Origin of the sequence: Streptomyces sp. NEAU-W12 (genome assembly GCF_026242095.1) — a bacterium.
Taxonomy (GTDB): domain Bacteria; phylum Actinomycetota; class Actinomycetes; order Streptomycetales; family Streptomycetaceae; genus Streptomyces.
The window spans coordinates 45,831-61,983 of the sequence record NZ_JAPJDM010000007.1 but is presented as its reverse complement, the minus strand read 5'-3'; the positions used below and the strand labels follow the sequence as shown (position 1 = coordinate 61,983).

Below are 16,153 nucleotides of genomic sequence, written 5' to 3'. Positions count from 1 at the left end.
TGCGGTGCTTCCCGACACGGGAAGCACCGCAGGCCCTCGCACGTCCCCGCGGGTCAGCGCGTGCCGACCGCCGCGCGCACGGCCCTGCGGGCCATCTGGCAGTCGTCGTGCAGCCGCCGCAGCAGCAGCCGCTGCTCCTCGCCGGACGGCAGCGCGCCCGGCCGGGCCGCGTTCGGCGCCACCGGGGGCGCGTCGTGCATCGAACGCTGTACGGCCGTCTCGTAGGTGCGGATCTCACGCGTCAGCACCAGCATCAGGTTCACCAGGAACGCGTCGCGTGAGGCATGGCCCGCCGACTGCGCGATCTGGCTGATCTGCCGGCGCGCCACCGGCGCGTCCCCGAGGACCGCCCACAGCGTCGCCAGGTCGTAGCCCGGCAGGTACCAGCCCGCGTGCTCCCAGTCCACCAGCACGGGACCGGCCGGCGAGATCAGGATGTTGGAGAGCAGCGCGTCGCCGTGGCAGAACTGGCCCATGCCCTGGCGCCCGGCCGCCTGCGCGATGCCGTGGAGCAGCTTCTGCAGATCGTCCATGTCCCGGTCGGTGAGCAGCCCCAGCTCGTGATAGCGGGCGATGCGCGCCGCGTAGTCCAGTGGGGCGTCGAACGTACCGGCGGGCGGGCGCCATGCGTTCAATCGGCAGATCGCGCCGAGCGCCGCCCTGATGTCCGCCCGCGGCGGTGCCTCCACCGGATGCCGCTGCAGGGCCGCCACCCTGCCGGGCATCCGCTCGATGACCAGGGTGCAGTTCTCCGGGTCCGCCGCGATCAGCCGGGGTGCCCGCGCCGGCGGGCGGTGCCGGACGAACGAGCGGTAGACCGCTATCTCGTGCCGGAACCGCTCGGACCAGGCGGGCGAGTGATCCGTTAAGCACTTGGCCACTGCGGTGCTCCGCCCTGTCGTACCGACCAGGAGAACGGACCTGCCGTTGCGGCGCAGCACCTGGGCCGGCGCGAACTCCGGGCAGATGCGGTGCACCGACGCGATCGCCGAGCGCAACTGGGCGCCCTGGGGGCCGGACAGGTCGAGCCGTCCGCTGAGCTGCTGGGGGCCGGTGCCCGGGGCACGCCGTGCCTTGCCCGCACCGAGCACGGGTGTCACCTGGCGTGCGGGGGCGAGGTAGGGGCCGCTGTCCGACGGACGCGGACGGAGCGGCCGGGGCGGTGCGGACACGGAGGACGATGCTGCGTACATGGGCGATACAGATCCCTTCGTGTGCCTGCGACGTCAGCGCCCACACGGCCCGGTCGCCCAGGCGCATCCTGGGGAATGCCCCGGAGGAGACCGGGTCGTGGTGGCGCGTTCCTACTCGACACCCGTTGACCCCTGGCACACCATCTGGCGAACCCTGGCGAACCCTGGCGAATAGCCGTCCGGCACCTTTCACCGGGCTACTGTCAACTCAGCCGAGAACCTGGGGGCTTGACGTGGGCGGACAACCCAACACCCGGCTCTCGGACCTGTTCGGCCTGGCCGGCTGGTCCAAGGGCGAACTCGCGAGGCTGGTCAACCGGCAGGCGGCGGCCATGGGCCATCCCCAGCTGGCGACCGACACCTCCCGGGTGCGGCGGTGGATCGACATGGGAGAGATCCCGCGCGATCCCGTACCGCGGGTGCTGGCGGCCCTGTTCACCGAGCGTCTCGGCCGTGTCGTGACCATCGAGGATCTCGGTCTGGTCCGGCACGGGCGTACGGGGAAACGGCAGAACGGCGGGAAGAGGGACCATCCCGACGGAGTGCCGTGGGCGCCCGAGCGGACAGCCGAGGTCCTCACCGAATTCACGGGAATGGACCTCATGCTCAACCGACGAGGCCTGGTGGGCGCGGGCGCCGCGCTCACCGCGGGATCCGCACTCACCGGCGCCCTGCACGACTGGCTGCACACCGACCCCGCCCTGATCACGGACGCTCACCGGCCCGACCGTCCGGCGCACGCCGACGCCGCCGGAATCGACCGCTACGAGGCCGCACCCATCGGGTCCCAGGAGATCGAGGAACTCGAGCGCTCCGTGGAGGTGTTCCGCGCCTGGGACGCCGCCCGGGGCGGCGGTCTCCAGCGCAAGGCGGTGGTCGGCCAGCTCAACGAGGTGGGCGGCATGCTCGCCTACGACCACCCACCTCATCTCCAGCGGCGCCTGTGGGGCGTCGCCGCCAACCTCGCCGTCCTCGCCGGGTGGATGTCGCACGACGTCGGCCTGGAACCCACGGCGCAGAAGTACTTCGTCATCGCCGCGCACGCCGCCCGGGAGGGCGGCGACCGGCCGCGCGCGGGGGAGGCACTGTCCCGCGCGGCCCGCCAGATGGTTCACCTGGGTCGGCCCGACGACGCCCTGGACCTGCTGAAACTCGCCCACTCGGGCTCGGGCGAGGAAGTGCTGCCTCGCACCCGCGCGATGTTCCACACCATCGAGGCCTGGGCACAGGCGTCCATGGGCAGAGGGCAGGCGATGCGCCGCACCCTGGGCCGGGCCGAGGACCTCTTCGTCTCCGACCGGGGGAGGGACCAGGAGCCGCCGGACTGGATGCAGACCTTCAAGGACGAGGACCTGTACGGCATGCACGCCCTGGCCTACCGCACGCTGGCCGAGTTCGAACCGGACGCGGCGGTGCACGCCCAGCACTACGCGGAGAAGGCGCTGTCCCTGCGCATCGACGGCCGGGAGCGGTCGAAGATCTTCGACCACCTCTCCATGGCCTCCGCCTGCTTCATCGCCGACGACCCGGAACAGGCCGACCGGTACGCGCGGCTCGCGCTGATGTCGATGGGCTCCAACTCCTCGCGCCGCACCTGGGACCGGCTGCGCGAGATGTACCGGCTCACCGCCGAGTACTCCTCGTATCCCAGGATCCAGGAACTGCGGGAGGAGATCAGGGAGACCCTGCCGAAGCCCAGGGGCAAGGGGGGCAACGGCGCACGGGCATAAGGGGGCGGGGCGCCCTGCTCCCACGAGGCGTACGAGGTGGTACGAGCCTCTGAGTCCTACGAGGCCACCCGGGCGACGAGCACACAGGCATCGTCCTCGCGGTCTCCGTCCCCGAACTCCCGCAGGACGGCCAGCAGGCAGTCCTGCGCGGTACGGCCCTCCGTGAACTGTGGCGCCAGGCCGACCAGTCGGCGCACGGACGCGGCCCCGGACCGTCCGGGGACCAGCCCGTCGGTGTGCAGCAGCAGCAGATCGCCGGCCTCGAGGGCCTCCTCGCCCTGCCCGTAGGGGGCCGCCGGGGCGGCGCCCAGCCGGATGCCGTCCGGGGCGTCCAACGCGCGCCCCGTTCCGCCGCGGAACAGCAGCGGGACGGGGTGTCCGGCCTGCGCCCACGCCAGGGAGCGGCTCTCGGGCCGGTAGCGCAGACAGAGGCCGCTGCCGAGGGCGGGCTGCCCGGTGGCGCCCAGTAACCGGTCGAGGCAGGCCATCAGCGGTCCGGGTTCGGTGCCGGACATCGCCATGCCGCGCATGGCGCCGAGCAGCATCGCCGTGCCCGAGGCCACGCCGACGCCCTGCCCGGTCAGTGCCCCGACACTGAGCAGGGTGGCGCCGTCGGACAGTTCGAGGGCGTCGTACCAGTGCCTGCCGGCTGCCGCGCCCGTCGCCGCCGGGAGGTGCCGGGCGGCGACGTCGAGGGCCCGGGGCCCCCTTCGCGTCAACCGCAGGGAGCCGCGCCACGCCGACAGCACGGCTTCCTGCGGCTCGACCGCGAGCCGGTGCTCGGCCCGCGCCGCGTCCTGCCCCCGGTGGTGCAGCGAGTCACGGGTCTCGCTGACCGCCCTTCGGCACCGGCGCAGTTCGCTGACGTCCCGCAGCACGGCCCACATCGAGGCGGTGCTGCCGTCGCTCCCGAGGACCGGTTCGCCCATCATGTGCACGGTCCGGACGCTGCCGTCCGGGCGTGTCAGCCGGAACTCCCCGTCGATGGGCCGGCCGTCGACGAGGCAGCCCGTGACCATCGCCGTCAGCCTCGGCCGGTCCTCGTCGTGCACCAGCGAGGGCAGTTCGTCGAGGGTGAGCGGCGGCGCGGCCGGATCGCGGTCCAGGATGCGGTACAGCTCCCCGGACCAACTGACCTCGTCCGTCAGCAGGTTCCACTCGGCACTGCCGACCCGGCTGGGCAGGGCGCCCCGCCTCGGAGCGGGCGCCGTGGTGGGCGGGGACGGTTCCGCGGGGGCGGGCAGCGGGCCGTCCCGCAGTTGCGCCAAGTACTCGTCCAGGTCGTCGAGCTGGTGCAGCGCCAGGTCGTACAGGGCACGCTGCCAGCGGTCCCGCGGGTCCGCGGTGTCCGCCGGGGTGCCGCGCCGCACGGCGTCCACATCGCCCTTGAGTCGCCGGGTCTGCGAGATGAGCGAGTCGACCGGGCCGCGTCCTGGCGGCTGGGTCGCTGAGCGGTCCGCGGAGAGGTGGGGCGGCATGACGCACTCCGATGTGGGACGGTTCGGGCCGGGGTCGGACGGAGGGACCGTTACGACTGTGGCACAGCCCGCCACGCCCTGTAAGGAATTCGGCAAGACGCCTTGAGGCCATGCCCTCGGCATATGTCTCTGTCTTCGCGGAATTACTGAAGGATATGTGCCGGGCGTCGAAGTCTTCGGTCAACTCTCTTGTTCTGTAAGTGACTTGGCTAGGACTTCGACTCGGTCTTCCCGCACGTGCACATGTTCGACGGACGGGTTTTCCGTTCGCGGAAGCGATCCGCACGATCCCCGTCCCGGGGTGCCCCGCGCGGGTGTGGGGGGGGCCCCCGCGACGGGCGGGGGGGGGCGCCCCCCCGGTGCGCGCACGCGATCCGCCCGCCCCCGGCCCCGGGGGGCCGGCCCGGTTTTGGGCCGGCCACCCCGGGACGGTCGGTGGGTGCCTCCCGACGGGGGCGGGCGACATCACCCTGGTCTCCGTCCGCCCGCAGGCAGCCCTCAGTACCGCAGGACGCCCGCGACCCGGTCCGCGTCCCCGAGGGTGCCGTCCGGGACGAAGCGGACCTCGGCGCCCGTCTCCAGGCACTGCTCGACCAGCTCGTCCACGATGTCCTCGAGGGCGTCCAGGTCCCCGGGCTCGGCGGCGACCAGATGCTCGCCCGCCTCGCGCACCGTCACCCGGAAGTTCTCCTCGACGGCCAGCAACTGGACCCGGCCGTCCCGGGTGTTCTGCCACAGCTCGTCGACCCCGGCCGCGAACCTCTTGCGTCCGCGTGCCGTCTCCAGTGCCCGGACGACGGCCTGCGCGCTCTTGCGGGCCTCGCTCTCGAGCGCGGGGCGCAGGGCCTGCCACACCGCGTCGGGCGTGCCGTGCGCGAGGCCGCCGTGCTGGACGTGCACCGCGTCGCGGGTCGCGCCGCCGGCCTCGCCCAGCAGGGACAGTGCCGCCGGCTCCCCGGTCACGTACAGGGGCCGCGGATGCCCACGCAGGACCGCGGCCATCGCGGTGTCGGCATCGCGCAGGAACCGTCGGGTGCCTTCGTCCCGGAAGACGCTCGGCTGATCGCCGACCCGCTCCAGGCGCTCAGGGTCGAAGTTCTCCTCGGCCCGGGTCAGCGGGAAGCCCCCGGAGTGCTCCTCGGTGACCCGGTCCGCGCCGCCGTTCCACAGTGTGGCCCGGTCCGGGGAGACGGACAGTGCCCAGAAGGGGCGCTCTGCCGTGTAGGCGGACACCAGGTTGCGGGTGAGGAAGGTGTCCGAGAGCACCACGCGCTCCGGCACCGGACGGGCGAGCGACCACACCTGGTGCTCGCCCGGAGCGGCGAAGATGACCAGACCGTCCTCGGCGTGTGTCAGATCGACCTCGGCCAGGGCCCGGTCGAGCTGCAGCTCCACTTCCCCGCGCCGGTCCCTGGTGACCGCGGGATCGGCTTCCAGCTGTTTCTTGGCCCTGGCCACCACGTTGCGCAGCCGGACCGGATCCTGGGCGTTGAGGGGCTCGCGCCGGTGCGTCGGCGTGAGCACCGACACCGCGGGGTAGCGGCGCGGGCGGCGAAGCTCGGCAAGGGTCGCGGGACTCAGATCGTGCTCCATGACAGCACCATAGAGCCGAATCGCAGACAGGGCATTTGGGGCATCGCTGCGCCGTCCGGGTGCGGGCTCACGGGCGGGTGTCCTCCTCGTCCCCGCAGGAGCTGCCGCTGGGCGGCAGGGTGCCGTAGAGGAGGAAGTCGTCGATCGTGCGGTGGACGCACTCGGACGATCCGTAGCCGGTGTGGCCCTCGCTCCGGTTGTCCAGCACCACCGCGGACGGGCCGAGCCGCTCGGCCGTCTCCACCGTCCACCGGTACGGCGTGGCCGGGTCGCCCCGGGTGCCGACCAGCAGCATCTTCGGTGTGTCGAGGTCCCTGACCTCCTCGCGGATGAAGTCGGTCCCCGCGGGACGGCCGTGGCACATCAGGACCTGGGCGAGCCGGTAACGGCCGAAGACCGGCGAGGCCTCCTCGTAGGCGGTGCGCAGCCGGGCGAGGTCCCGGGTCACCTGCTCGGCGGCCGGACGGTCGGGATCGTCCGCACAGTTCACCGCCATCAACGCGGCCGGCAGGTTGTCCAGGGGCACATCCTCCTCGTCGACGAGCGGATCGTCGGCGCGGTGCGGCAGGGGGAACGTCACTCCGCCGGTGGCGAAGGCCTCCACCCCGCGTGTGTCCCCGCCCTCCATCAGCTCCGCGAGCGCCCGCTGCAGCAAGGGCCACAGTTCCTTGCTGTAGAGGCCCTGGCCCAGGGCGACCGCGAGGTCCTGGCCGGTGAACTCGTGGCCGAAGTCCGTCGGTACGGGATCCTCGTCGAGCGAGTCGACCAGTTTCACGACCAACTCCCTTGCCTCGCGCGGATCCTGGCCGAACGGGCAGGCGATGTCCTCGGTGCACCAGGTCAGGAAGTGCTCGAGCGCGGTCTGCTGGCCCCGTACGCTCGCCAGTCCCTGTTCCGCCAGCGGATCGGTCAGCGTGTCCACCCCGTCCAGCACGAACCGGCCCACCTTCCCGGGGAACCGGGCCGCGTACACCGCGGCCAGCCGGGTCCCGTAGGAGAAGCCCAGGTAGTTGAGCTTCTTGTCGCCGAGCACCTGCCGCAGGACGTCCAGGTCGCGTGCGACGTTCACGGTACCGATGTGCGGCAGGACCGGGCCCGAGTGCTCGGTGCACTCGGCGGCCACCTCGCGCAGCTGGGCCAGCGTTTTCCGCGGATCGGACATGTCGTCGCCGCCCGTGGCCTCCAGTGCCCGACCAGTGGCCTCCGTGCCGCAGCTGACCGGTGAGGAGCGGCCGACACCGCGCGGGTCGAAGGACACCACGTCGTACTCGTCGGTGAGGCCCATGAACTCCTCGCCGCCGTGGGCGAGTCCGAGCACGCCCGAACCGCCCGGCCCGCCGAAGTTCAGTACCACCGAGCCGCGGGGCCCACCCGTGCCGCGGTAACGCGCGAGGGCCAGGTCCAGGGCGCCCCTGCCCGGGTCGGCGTAGTCGACCGGGACGGTGATCTTCCCGCACTGCAGGTCCTCGGGCAGGTCCGTGCCCTCGCACGCCGACCACGCGATCTTCTGGTCGTAGAACCGCTCGAGGCCCCGGTCCTCGTCGGCGGCGGCCGCCGGGAGCCCCGCACCCAGCAGGGCCAGCCCGACCGCCCCGATGACCGCGCAGCGTCGGATGGGAAGTCTCATGGAGAGCTTGACCGGCATCGATGCCTCCAGGGGCGCCCCACAGCGGACCGGGAACCGGCGCCCTCGATCACGATACGGGGGGCTCGTCGGCCCCGCCTCTCGGCCGGGGGCGTCGGCTCGGGCACCCTCGCCGAAACGGGCACGGGCCGGCCACTTCCGGTCCTCACCGGCGGGACGGTCCTCTTCCTCGGCGGAGTCACCCTGTACCGCCGCTCCCGCCCGGGGACGGGTGCACAGGCCCAAGGCCTGAGGTTCGCGGCCCGGGGCTCCGGGGCTGCGGCCGGTGGGACACCGCCCGTCGGCGGCAACACCCCGTGCCCGGTCGGCCGCCCGCGCGGTGGAACCCGTGGTGCAGTTCCCGCGCAGCCTCCGTCAGCCCGGGGACGGGGCCGTCCACGCTCAGGCCGGGAGCGATCTCCTTCCCGGGCAGTGTCCGCACCGGCGGCGCGGGCACGCCCAGCCCGGCGGGCCAAAACCCCAGCCGGGCGGAGGAGGCGACGTACGCGGTCCGGCCGAGGCCCGCCCAGGCGTGTGCGGCGGCGCCCATCGGGCAGTGTTCGCCGGAGGTGCACACGGTGGCGGAGGACCGCTCCCCGGGTGTCGTCCGAGCCGCCGCCCAGCGCGCCAGTTCGAACTCGGGGTGCCGGGTGCGGTCCCCGGAGGCCATCCGGTCGCGGTCCTCGGCGAGGACGGTGCCATCGCCTGCCACCAGGACCGAACCGAACGGCTCGTCCCGGCCTCCAGCGCCTCGCCGGCCAGCTCCACGCAGCGGCGCGGACAGGGCAGTTCAGTGTCCTTCACCACCACGGCGCGGCCTCTCCCGCGGGGGCAGGTCCACGGCCCCCCACGCACGGGCACCGCGCGGACGCGATGCCGTTCCGTTGCCCGGCGCGGGCGGGCACCCCGGCCCTCGCACGCCTGTTCCCGGGGAGATGCGAACGGGTCCGGTGGCCGCACCCTCGTGGTGCCTCCCACCGGACCCGTCGCGGGCCCGTGGTCCGTCGTTCGTCCGTGCCTGTCCGTGTCCGTGCGTGCCAGACGGTGCCGACGGCCCTCGGCGTCAGCGGCGGGCCTTCACCCGGTCCAGCGCGGCCACACCGAAGGCGGCGAGACCGATCTGGACGAGCCACTCGACCCAGTCGACCCCCTTGGTGTCGGCCACGCCGAACGCCGTGGCGATCGCCGAGCCGATGAGCGCGGCGATGACGCCGACGACGATCGTCCACAGAACGCCGATGCGCTGGCGGCCTGGGACCACGAGTCGGCCCAGGACGCCGATGACTATGCCGATGACGATGGCACTGATGATGCCGTCGATCTCCATCTCGCCCCTCCTTCCGGGAACCTCCGCTGCACAGCTTGTGCCCACAGCCGGCGGAGGCAGTCCCCCGGCGCCCGGGCCGGGGCAGGGGAAGGCCGGACCGCGGTGGACGCGGTCCGGCCCGGGCCTGGCGGCCTCCTTCCCGGGACGCCCCGCGGGGCTCCCGGTCCTGTCGTCCGGATCATGCCGGGTTCGCGGTCTCGGGCCGCCGGACCCCGCTCCCTGGTCCGGCGGCCCGAGGCGGACGAAGACCCTCAGGTCCCGGAGGTGCTCCTGGACGCCGTGACGGCGCACATGATGCCGAGCGCCAGGGTCAGGGCGCCGATGACGATGTTGTTCCAGATGACGCCTGCGTCCGGATTGGTCCCGACGATCCACGGCGAGACGATCATCCACACGCCGAGGGCGCACATGGCTCCGCTGAGGCCGTACATGCGCGCCGGCGCGGCGGTGAAGCCGAGGGCGAGCACACCGATCGCGATGCCGACGATCAGGTTGTGGGGCACGAGCGCGGGCTGGCTCGTCGTGTAGTGGAGTATCCAGGGGGACACCGCGCAGTAGAGGCCGAGCAGGAACACCGGTCCGTCCACCAGGACCACATCACGACCGCCGAGCATGCGGTCGTACCGTGCCTGCATTTCCGGAGCATCGGGGTGGCTCGAGATGTCACCACGGGGATGCGAGACGTTGGCCATGAGTCGTCTCCTTCGACTGACAGGTCTCACCGCTTCTGGGTGGTATGCGGCAAGCGCCACGTAGGGTCATTCTGCGCTTATTTTCCCTGTATGTGTAGAGGTTGAGGTCTGTGGCGGCCGTGCGCGCCCTCCGGTTGGCGCGTGCGACGCGCGTGGCGGGTCCGGCGGGCCTTCCGGGCGGAGGCGGCAGGTCGGTTCGTCCGGCCGGTCTGCACCCTTGACTGGTACAGACCAATGCGGTTGAGTGTGCCCGACACCCCCCACCACGGCCGCCCCACCCCGTGGCCGGCTCCGCCGGTGCGTGCGGCGAGACCCCGCTCGGGCATGTCATCGCCCGGGAGCGGCCGTGTCCCGCAAAGGAGTCGATCCCTTGACGAGACGCCGCATCCCCTCCGTCCTGGCAGCCGTCGTCCTCGCCGCCGGCGCACCCGTGCTGCTCCCCGCCGCGACCGCTTCGGCCGCCCCCGCCGCGGCGGCCGCCGCGTGCTCCAGCTATCCGAACTGGGTGGCCGGGCAGTGGTACAACGCCGGTGACATCGTCCGCTACACCGACGGCCGGGCCTACGTCGCCGAGCACGGCAACCCGGGCTACGACCCCATCATCAGCACCTGGTACTGGGAGCCGTACTCCTGCGACAACGGCCCCGGAACGCCGGTCGGCAACTTCGTCGTGACCGAGGCGCAGTTCAACCGGATGTTCCCGGACAGGAACCCCTTCTACACCTACAGCGGTCTCACCGCCGCCCTGAGCGCCTACCCCGGCTTCGCCAACACGGGTGGCGACACGGTGAAGAAGCAGGAGGCCGCCGCCTTCCTCGCCAACGTCGGCCACGAAACCGGCGGTCTGGTCCACGTGGTGGAACAGAACACCGCCAACTACCCGCACTACTGCGACTGGAACCAGCCCTACGGCTGCCCGGCCGGCCAGGCCGCCTACTACGGTCGCGGGCCGATCCAGCTGAGCTGGAACTTCAACTACAAGGCCGCGGGTGACGCGTTGGGCCTCGACCTGCTGGGCAACCCCTGGCTGGTGCAGAACGACTCCTCCGTGGCCTGGAAGACGGCGCTGTGGTACTGGAACACCCAGACCGGCCCCGGCTCCATGACCCCGCACAACGCCATGGTCAACCAGGCCGGCTTCGGCCAGACGATCCGCAGTATCAACGGCTCCCTGGAGTGCGACGGCCGCAACCCCGCGCAGGTGCAGAGCAGGGTGACCAGGTACCAGCAGTTCACCCAGATCCTCGGGACGTCACCCGGCGGCAATCTCCACTGCTGACGCGGGACGGGCGGACATGATGTCATGCCCCTGACCATCTGTGACCCGGCCGCGTGCCGTCCGTGTTCCCCGTGTTCCCCGCGTACGTGGACGGCACGCGGCCGCCCTCCGGACCGAAGGGCACCCGTCATGCGCACCCCCCGCGTCCTGCTCGCCGCGACCGTCACGACGACCGCGCTGGTCGCGGCGGTCGTGGCGCCCACCCCCGCCGCCGGGGCCGACGCGGTACCCGCGCCCGGCACCTTCTACGTGCAGAGCGCCGCCACCGGACTGAACGCCGCCGGCACCGCCGGAGCCGTCGAACAGCACCGGCCCCGGGGCGACGAGGACCACCAGCAGTGGAACCTGAGGGCGAACGGCGCCACCCACCTCCTGGAGGGCGCGGACACCCCGGGGACCTGTCTCGGCCGCACCGGCGACCAGGCCGGGACCGTTCCCTGTGCCGGCGCCGACGCGGCCTGGGTCATCGCCCCCGCCGCCGGCGACCGTTTCACGCTCGCCGCCCCCGGCACCGGTCGGCACCTCGCGGTCGCCCCCAGGCCCTCCGGCGCCAGCCATCCCGCCCGACTCGCCGTCACCGGAGGCTTCTCGGACCTCGCCCACTGGTATCTCACCCCGGTCTCTCCCGTCACCCGGCCCATGCCGCCCCGGAGCAGCCGCACCCTGGACCAGGTCACCTTCCTGACCTCGCACAACGCCTACGCCAACGGAGTCGACGGCGGCTTCGCCCCGCCCTTCGTCAACCTCTTCCCCCACCAGACACGTGGCATCGAACGCCAACTCGCCGACGGTGTACGCGGATTCATGCTGGACATCCACCAGACCCCGGACGGCGCGATACTCTGCCACAACAGCTGCGCCCTGGTCGGCAGGCCCGTCGCGCTTTGGGTCGACCTCCAGCGCATGGTCGACTTCCTCGAGGCCCATCCCGACCAGATCGTCACCGTGTTCCTGGAGGACTACGTCGACCCGGGTGTGCTGCGTGCAGAACTCGCCCGCGTCAACGGCCTGTCGGACGTGCTCTACCGGCCGGACCGCACCGGCGTGCGGGAGAACGGCTGGCCGACGACGGCGGACCTGACCGCCACCGGAAAGCGCCTGCTGATCTTCAGCGACCACAGCCGCCCCGCCGACCGGACCGCCGGGCTGACCCGGGACAGCTTCGGCGTCATGTACCAGCGCGAGTGGACCGTCGAGAACCACTGGTCCATGGGCTCGGGCGTCGGAGCCTCCGACTGGTCCTGTTACAGCCGTTGGTACGACGCCGGTACCAACCTCCCGCTCACCCGCACCGAGCCGGGGTTCCGTCCCCTCTTCGTCATGAACCACTTCCGGGACGCCCCGGTCGCCGGCACGGCCGGCACGGACAACAGCAAACTCGCCGACCGCGCCCGCAGGTTCTGCCAGCCCGCTGCCCGCAAGAAGCCCAACTTCCTCGCCGTGGACCGCTACGACCTCGGCAACCCGGCGGCCGCCGTCGACGCCCTCAACACGTACACGTATCCGTGACCCGGCGCGGAACAAGGAGGGGGCGTCGCGGCGCCGTCGCGACACCCCCTACGCCCGCCGGACCCCGTTGCGCATGAGGTGCCGTTCCGGCAGTTCGTGTTCCCCGCGCCAGGCCTGCACCGCCCGGGGGCGCACCCGGAAGAACGCGTAGCCGGCCCGGTCCGCACGCGGATCCCATCCGGTCCTCTCCCGGAACGCCTCCGCCGCCACCGGCGGCACCTCCCGTGCGTCGTACGTCTCCACCACGCCGTCGATCAGGACGACGTCCCGCGTGTCGCCGAACGCCAGCCGGGTCCGGCCGCCCTCCCGCAGGTTGCGGCCGGTGGGGTTGGCCGGCCGGGTTGCCGGCCGGACGGACTCGCCGTCCCGGACGAACCACAGCGGCACCAGGCAGGGCAGCCCCTCGGAGCCCCGATGCCACCCAGATGTCCGTCTCCCGCTCCAGGCGGTCCAGGACATCGCTTCTGCGCTGCTTGCGCCTCCGCTGCGGTGGCTCGGTGCTCCTCATGCGCGGACGGTGGCCGAGCGGCCTGCCCGGACACCTCGGGCCGCCGTCGTAGGTCCTCGGGCCCGGGGCCGGTGGCGTTGCCGGGAGCGGGGCTGGCGCACATCGAAGTTTTACGTATAACCTCTGTCGATCGATCCCACCCACCGCTTTTTGGAGAGGTCCCGATGAGACGTGTCGCCCTGGTCACCCTGGTCGTCGACGACTACGACGAGGCGATCCGCTTCTACACCGAGGCCCTCGGATTCCACCTGGCCGAGGACACCCCCCGGCCCGACGGCTCCCGCTGGGTCGTCGTCGAACCGGATGTGGGGACCACCGGCACCGGCCTGCTGCTCGCCCGTGCCAAGGGCGACGACCAGCGCGCCCGGACCGGTGACCAGACCGGTGGGCGCGTCGGTTTCTTCCTGTACACCGACGACTTCGCCCGCGACCACGCCCGGATGACGGCCTCGGGCGTGACCTTCCTGGAAAGGCCGCGCCACGAGCCGTACGGCACGGTCGCCGTCTTCCAGGACCTCTACGGCAACCGCTGGGACCTGCTCCAGCCCGCCGGCTGACCCCGCACTCCGGGACCGACTCCACCACCGACACCGAACCGCCGAGGAACGTCCGCCCATGACCGCGCCCCGCATCACCCCCGACACCGACACCCTCCGCCGGCTGCCCAAGGCCGTGCTGCACGACCACCTCGACGGAGGGCTGCGTCCCGCCACCGTGGTGGAACTCGCGGACACGATCGGCCACACCCTGCCCACCACCGACCCGGACGAGCTCGCCGCCTGGTACGTCGAGGCCGCCGGCTCCGGCGACCTGGTGCGCTACATAGCCACCTTCGAGCACACCCTCGCCGTCATGCAGACCCGTGAGGGCCTGCTGCGCACCGCCGAGGAGTACGTGCTCGACCTCGCCGCCGACGGTGTCGTCTACGGCGAGGTCCGCTACGCCCCCGAGCTGATGACGAAGGGCGGACTGACCCTGTCCGAGGTGGTCGAGGCCGTGCAGGAGGGCCTCGCGGCCGGCATGGCCGGGGCCGCCGCCGCGGGGACGCCGGTGCGGGTCGGGACGCTGCTGTGCGGCATGCGGATGTTCGACCGGACGCGGGAGGTCGCCGACATGGTGGTGGCGTTCCGGGACGCCGGGGTCGTCGGATTCGACATCGCCGGTGCCGAGGACGGCTTCCCCGCCGCCGATCACCTGGACGCCTTCGAGCACCTGCGCCGCGAGAGCGTGCCCTTCACCATCCACGCCGGCGAGGCCCACGGCCTGCCCAGCATCCACCAGGCCGTCCAGCTGTGCGGCGCCCAGCGCATCGGTCACGGCGTGCGGATCACCGAGGACATCGTCGACGGCAAGCTCGGACGGCTCGCGGGCTGGGTCCGCGACCGCCGGATCGCACTCGAGATGTGCCCCACCTCCAACCTCCAGACCGGCGCCGCCGGTTCGATCGCCACGCACCCCGTCACCGCGCTGAAGGACCTCGGCTTCCGGGTCACCCTCAACACCGACAACCGGCTCGTCTCCGGCACCACCATGACCCGTGAGATGTCCCTGCTGGTGGAACAGGCGGGCTGGACCGTCGAAGACCTACGGGCCGTCACGGTCAACGCCGTCAAGAGCGCGTTCCTCCCGTTCGACGAGCGCAACGCCCTGCTCAGGGACGTGGTCCTGCCCGGTTACGACTCCGTGCGCTGAAGAAGGCCCCGTACGTAGGCGGCCTGTCCGGCGTGCTGGAGATCGTCGGACAGGACGCTGACCAGGCGCACCCCCAGGCTCACCGGCGGATCCCAGCGCTCGTCCACGATGCGCGCCAGGCCCCTGGCGTCCAGTGCGCGCAGGGCGTCCAGCGTCTGCTCGTGCACCGCGTCGTAGTAGCCGGTGAGCAGGACGCCCGAGTCGACCCGTACCCCGGCGACCTGCTCCGGGGTGTGGCCGTACCCGGTGTCGTGGCGGGGCAGACCGAGCGCGAACCGCTCCTCGAAGCCCTGGGTGAGCCACACCTGGTCGAGTCCGAAGGCGTCCGCGACATGGTCGTCCTGGATCCGGGCGAGGTGCCAGACGAGCCAGGCGATGGAGTTGGCGCCCGGGGCCGGAGGGGTGTTCAGGGCGTCGGGACCGAGTCCGGTCACGGCGGCGTGGACCTCTTCGCGGATACGGCCGTAGCCGTCGATGAGGATGTCCTTGACAGGCATGGGACCACCCTCGCGCATCCCGCCTCCGTACGCGCGCCGCCCTCGGGCCCACACGGTCGTTCCCTATGCCTCCCCGCTGTCCAGCAGAGCCATCAGCGCCCGCGCCGCCGGGCTGGTGGCCTCTTCCGCCGGGACCAGCACCACGCTCTCGTACACGGACTCACCGGTGTCCTTCAGCGGCAGCGCGGTCAGTGCCGCGCGTTTGTGCCGGAAGTGCTGGGGGACGACGGCGATGCCGAGGTTCTCGTCGACCAGGTCCAGCAGGCTGTGCACGTCGTTCACCTCCAGTGCGACCGTGCGCCGTACGCCCGCGGCGGCGAACGCGGTGTCGGTGGCGCGGCGCGGGCCCCAGTCGGGATGGAAGTCCACGAAGACCTCACCGCCCAGGTCGTGCGGGGTCAGCGGGGCCCCGGCCCGCGCCAGCCGGTGATCGGGATGGCAGAGCACGGTCATCGGCTCACTGGTGAGCGCCACCGACCGCAACTGGTCGGGGTCCGCGTGGGTCCGGTAGACGAAGGCCAGATCGAGGCGGCCCGCCGCGACCTCCTCCGCCAGCGCCGCCGAGCCCCACTGCCGCAGCCGGATCTCCACGTCCGGATGACGCCGCCGGAAATCGGCCAGCAGATCCGCCAGATCCACCCCCGCGATGCACTGCTCGGCGCCCAGGGCGAGCGTGCCCCGCAACACCCCCTGCACCGCGGCCACCGCCTCGTGCGCCGCCCGTACCTGTGCCAGGATCCGCTCGGCCTCCCCCAGCAGCGCCCGCCCGGCCTCCGTGAGCGTCACCCGCCGGGTGGTCCGTACGAACAGCGGTGTCTGCAGCTCGCGCTCCAGGGAGCGGATCGACGCCGACAGACCCGACTGGGAGACCAGCAGCCGCTCCGCCGCCCGGGTGAAGTGCTGGTCCTCGGCGACGGCGACGAAGTGCTGGAGGTGACGCAGTTCCATGATTGAGAAGCGTATCCGCTGAATTCCATCGGATTCTTCTGTTGGACCGCTGCACGTGGACCGCGACAGAGTGGAACCCCGGC

Annotated in this window: 14 protein-coding genes and 1 pseudogene; 5 read left to right on the top strand and 10 right to left on the bottom strand. The window is 72.4% G+C overall.

Annotated elements, in window-relative coordinates; translation table 11 throughout:
- Positions 1 to 53: 53 nt before the first annotated feature.
- Positions 54 to 1,193, bottom strand: coding sequence for an aminoglycoside phosphotransferase family protein (locus ORI94_RS10650; protein WP_266074212.1), 1,140 nt, complete (start codon positions 1,191 to 1,193; stop codon positions 54 to 56).
- A 233-nt stretch (positions 1,194 to 1,426) separates the two neighbouring features.
- On the opposite strand from ORI94_RS10650, the gene ORI94_RS10645 reads away from it, so the two are divergent.
- A complete protein-coding gene (locus ORI94_RS10645; RefSeq protein ID WP_266074210.1) occupies positions 1,427 to 2,923 on the top strand; it encodes a hypothetical protein in 1,497 nt (498 codons plus the stop codon).
- Positions 2,924 to 2,979: 56 nt separating this feature from the next.
- On the opposite strand, the gene ORI94_RS10640 is transcribed toward ORI94_RS10645, so the two are convergent.
- The 6 genes and pseudogenes from ORI94_RS10640 to ORI94_RS10615 form a co-directional block, all read right to left on the bottom strand.
- The gene (locus ORI94_RS10640) at positions 2,980 to 4,401 is read right to left on the bottom strand and encodes a PP2C family protein-serine/threonine phosphatase (protein ID WP_266074209.1); all 1,422 of its coding nucleotides are present in this window, start codon (positions 4,399 to 4,401) and stop codon (positions 2,980 to 2,982) included.
- 498 nt (positions 4,402 to 4,899) lie between these two features.
- Positions 4,900 to 5,994: a chemotaxis protein gene (locus tag ORI94_RS10635; protein WP_266074207.1), complete on the bottom strand. Its 1,095-nt coding sequence runs from the start codon at positions 5,992 to 5,994 to the stop codon at positions 4,900 to 4,902.
- A 67-nt stretch (positions 5,995 to 6,061) separates the two neighbouring features.
- On the bottom strand, positions 6,062 to 7,639 hold the full coding sequence (locus ORI94_RS10630) for an alpha/beta hydrolase (protein ID WP_266074205.1): 1,578 nt from the start codon (positions 7,637 to 7,639) through the stop codon (positions 6,062 to 6,064).
- 313 nt (positions 7,640 to 7,952) lie between these two features.
- A pseudogene (locus ORI94_RS10625) lies at positions 7,953 to 8,428 on the bottom strand (nucleoside deaminase); the annotation flags it as partial.
- A gap of 253 nt (positions 8,429 to 8,681) precedes the next feature.
- On the bottom strand, positions 8,682 to 8,945 hold the full coding sequence (locus ORI94_RS10620; RefSeq protein WP_266074204.1) for a GlsB/YeaQ/YmgE family stress response membrane protein: 264 nt from the start codon (positions 8,943 to 8,945) through the stop codon (positions 8,682 to 8,684).
- 251 nt (positions 8,946 to 9,196) lie between these two features.
- Positions 9,197 to 9,637, bottom strand: coding sequence for an SPW repeat protein (locus ORI94_RS10615; RefSeq protein ID WP_266074203.1), 441 nt, complete (start codon positions 9,635 to 9,637; stop codon positions 9,197 to 9,199).
- Between the two features lie 370 nt (positions 9,638 to 10,007).
- On the opposite strand from ORI94_RS10615, the gene ORI94_RS10610 reads away from it, so the two are divergent.
- Both ORI94_RS10610 and ORI94_RS10605 read left to right on the top strand, forming a co-directional pair.
- Positions 10,008 to 10,916: a glycoside hydrolase family 19 protein gene (locus ORI94_RS10610; RefSeq protein ID WP_266074202.1), complete on the top strand. Its 909-nt coding sequence runs from the start codon at positions 10,008 to 10,010 to the stop codon at positions 10,914 to 10,916.
- Between the two features lie 129 nt (positions 10,917 to 11,045).
- Positions 11,046 to 12,425, top strand: a complete 1,380-nt coding sequence (locus ORI94_RS10605; protein ID WP_266074201.1) for a PI-PLC domain-containing protein — start codon at positions 11,046 to 11,048, stop codon at positions 12,423 to 12,425.
- Positions 12,426 to 12,473: 48 nt separating this feature from the next.
- On the opposite strand, the gene ORI94_RS10600 is transcribed toward ORI94_RS10605, so the two are convergent.
- On the bottom strand, positions 12,474 to 12,884 hold the full coding sequence (locus ORI94_RS10600) for a pyridoxamine 5'-phosphate oxidase family protein (RefSeq protein WP_323056035.1): 411 nt from the start codon (positions 12,882 to 12,884) through the stop codon (positions 12,474 to 12,476).
- 213 nt (positions 12,885 to 13,097) lie between these two features.
- Here ORI94_RS10600 and ORI94_RS10595 point away from each other — a divergent pair, with 213 nt between their 5' ends.
- Together ORI94_RS10595 and ORI94_RS10590 are read left to right on the top strand one after the other, a co-directional pair.
- Positions 13,098 to 13,490, top strand: coding sequence for a VOC family protein (locus ORI94_RS10595; RefSeq protein WP_266074200.1), 393 nt, complete (start codon positions 13,098 to 13,100; stop codon positions 13,488 to 13,490).
- A gap of 58 nt (positions 13,491 to 13,548) precedes the next feature.
- Positions 13,549 to 14,625 carry an adenosine deaminase gene (locus tag ORI94_RS10590; RefSeq protein ID WP_266074199.1) on the top strand — a complete coding sequence of 359 codons (1,077 nt, stop codon included), beginning with the start codon at positions 13,549 to 13,551 and terminating at the stop codon, positions 14,623 to 14,625.
- Here ORI94_RS10590 and ORI94_RS10585 read toward each other — a convergent pair.
- Together ORI94_RS10585 and ORI94_RS10580 are read right to left on the bottom strand one after the other, a co-directional pair.
- On the bottom strand, positions 14,607 to 15,122 hold the full coding sequence (locus ORI94_RS10585; RefSeq protein ID WP_266074198.1) for a mycothiol transferase: 516 nt from the start codon (positions 15,120 to 15,122) through the stop codon (positions 14,607 to 14,609). The two genes, ORI94_RS10590 and ORI94_RS10585, sit on opposite strands and share 19 nt — an antisense overlap.
- Positions 15,123 to 15,185: 63 nt before the next feature.
- Complete coding sequence (locus ORI94_RS10580; protein WP_266074196.1) at positions 15,186 to 16,070, bottom strand: LysR substrate-binding domain-containing protein; 885 nt, start codon at positions 16,068 to 16,070, stop codon at positions 15,186 to 15,188.
- Positions 16,071 to 16,153: the final 83 nt, after the last annotated feature.

Coding starts and splice junctions, on each gene's coding strand:
- ORI94_RS10635 (WP_266074207.1), bottom strand. CDS start 5,994: ATGGAGCACGATCTGAGTCCCGCGACCCTTGCCGAGCTTCGCCGCCCG.
- ORI94_RS10585 (WP_266074198.1), bottom strand. CDS start 15,122: ATGCCTGTCAAGGACATCCTCATCGACGGCTACGGCCGTATCCGCGAA.
- ORI94_RS10605 (WP_266074201.1), top strand. CDS start 11,046: ATGCGCACCCCCCGCGTCCTGCTCGCCGCGACCGTCACGACGACCGCG.
- ORI94_RS10620 (WP_266074204.1), bottom strand. CDS start 8,945: ATGGAGATCGACGGCATCATCAGTGCCATCGTCATCGGCATAGTCATC.
- ORI94_RS10650 (WP_266074212.1), bottom strand. CDS start 1,193: ATGTACGCAGCATCGTCCTCCGTGTCCGCACCGCCCCGGCCGCTCCGT.
- ORI94_RS10600 (WP_323056035.1), bottom strand. CDS start 12,884: ATGTCCTGGACCGCCTGGAGCGGGAGACGGACATCTGGGTGGCATCGG.
- ORI94_RS10640 (WP_266074209.1), bottom strand. CDS start 4,401: ATGCCGCCCCACCTCTCCGCGGACCGCTCAGCGACCCAGCCGCCAGGA.
- ORI94_RS10615 (WP_266074203.1), bottom strand. CDS start 9,637: ATGGCCAACGTCTCGCATCCCCGTGGTGACATCTCGAGCCACCCCGAT.
- ORI94_RS10595 (WP_266074200.1), top strand. CDS start 13,098: ATGAGACGTGTCGCCCTGGTCACCCTGGTCGTCGACGACTACGACGAG.
- ORI94_RS10630 (WP_266074205.1), bottom strand. CDS start 7,639: ATGCCGGTCAAGCTCTCCATGAGACTTCCCATCCGACGCTGCGCGGTC.
- ORI94_RS10590 (WP_266074199.1), top strand. CDS start 13,549: ATGACCGCGCCCCGCATCACCCCCGACACCGACACCCTCCGCCGGCTG.
- ORI94_RS10580 (WP_266074196.1), bottom strand. CDS start 16,070: ATGGAACTGCGTCACCTCCAGCACTTCGTCGCCGTCGCCGAGGACCAG.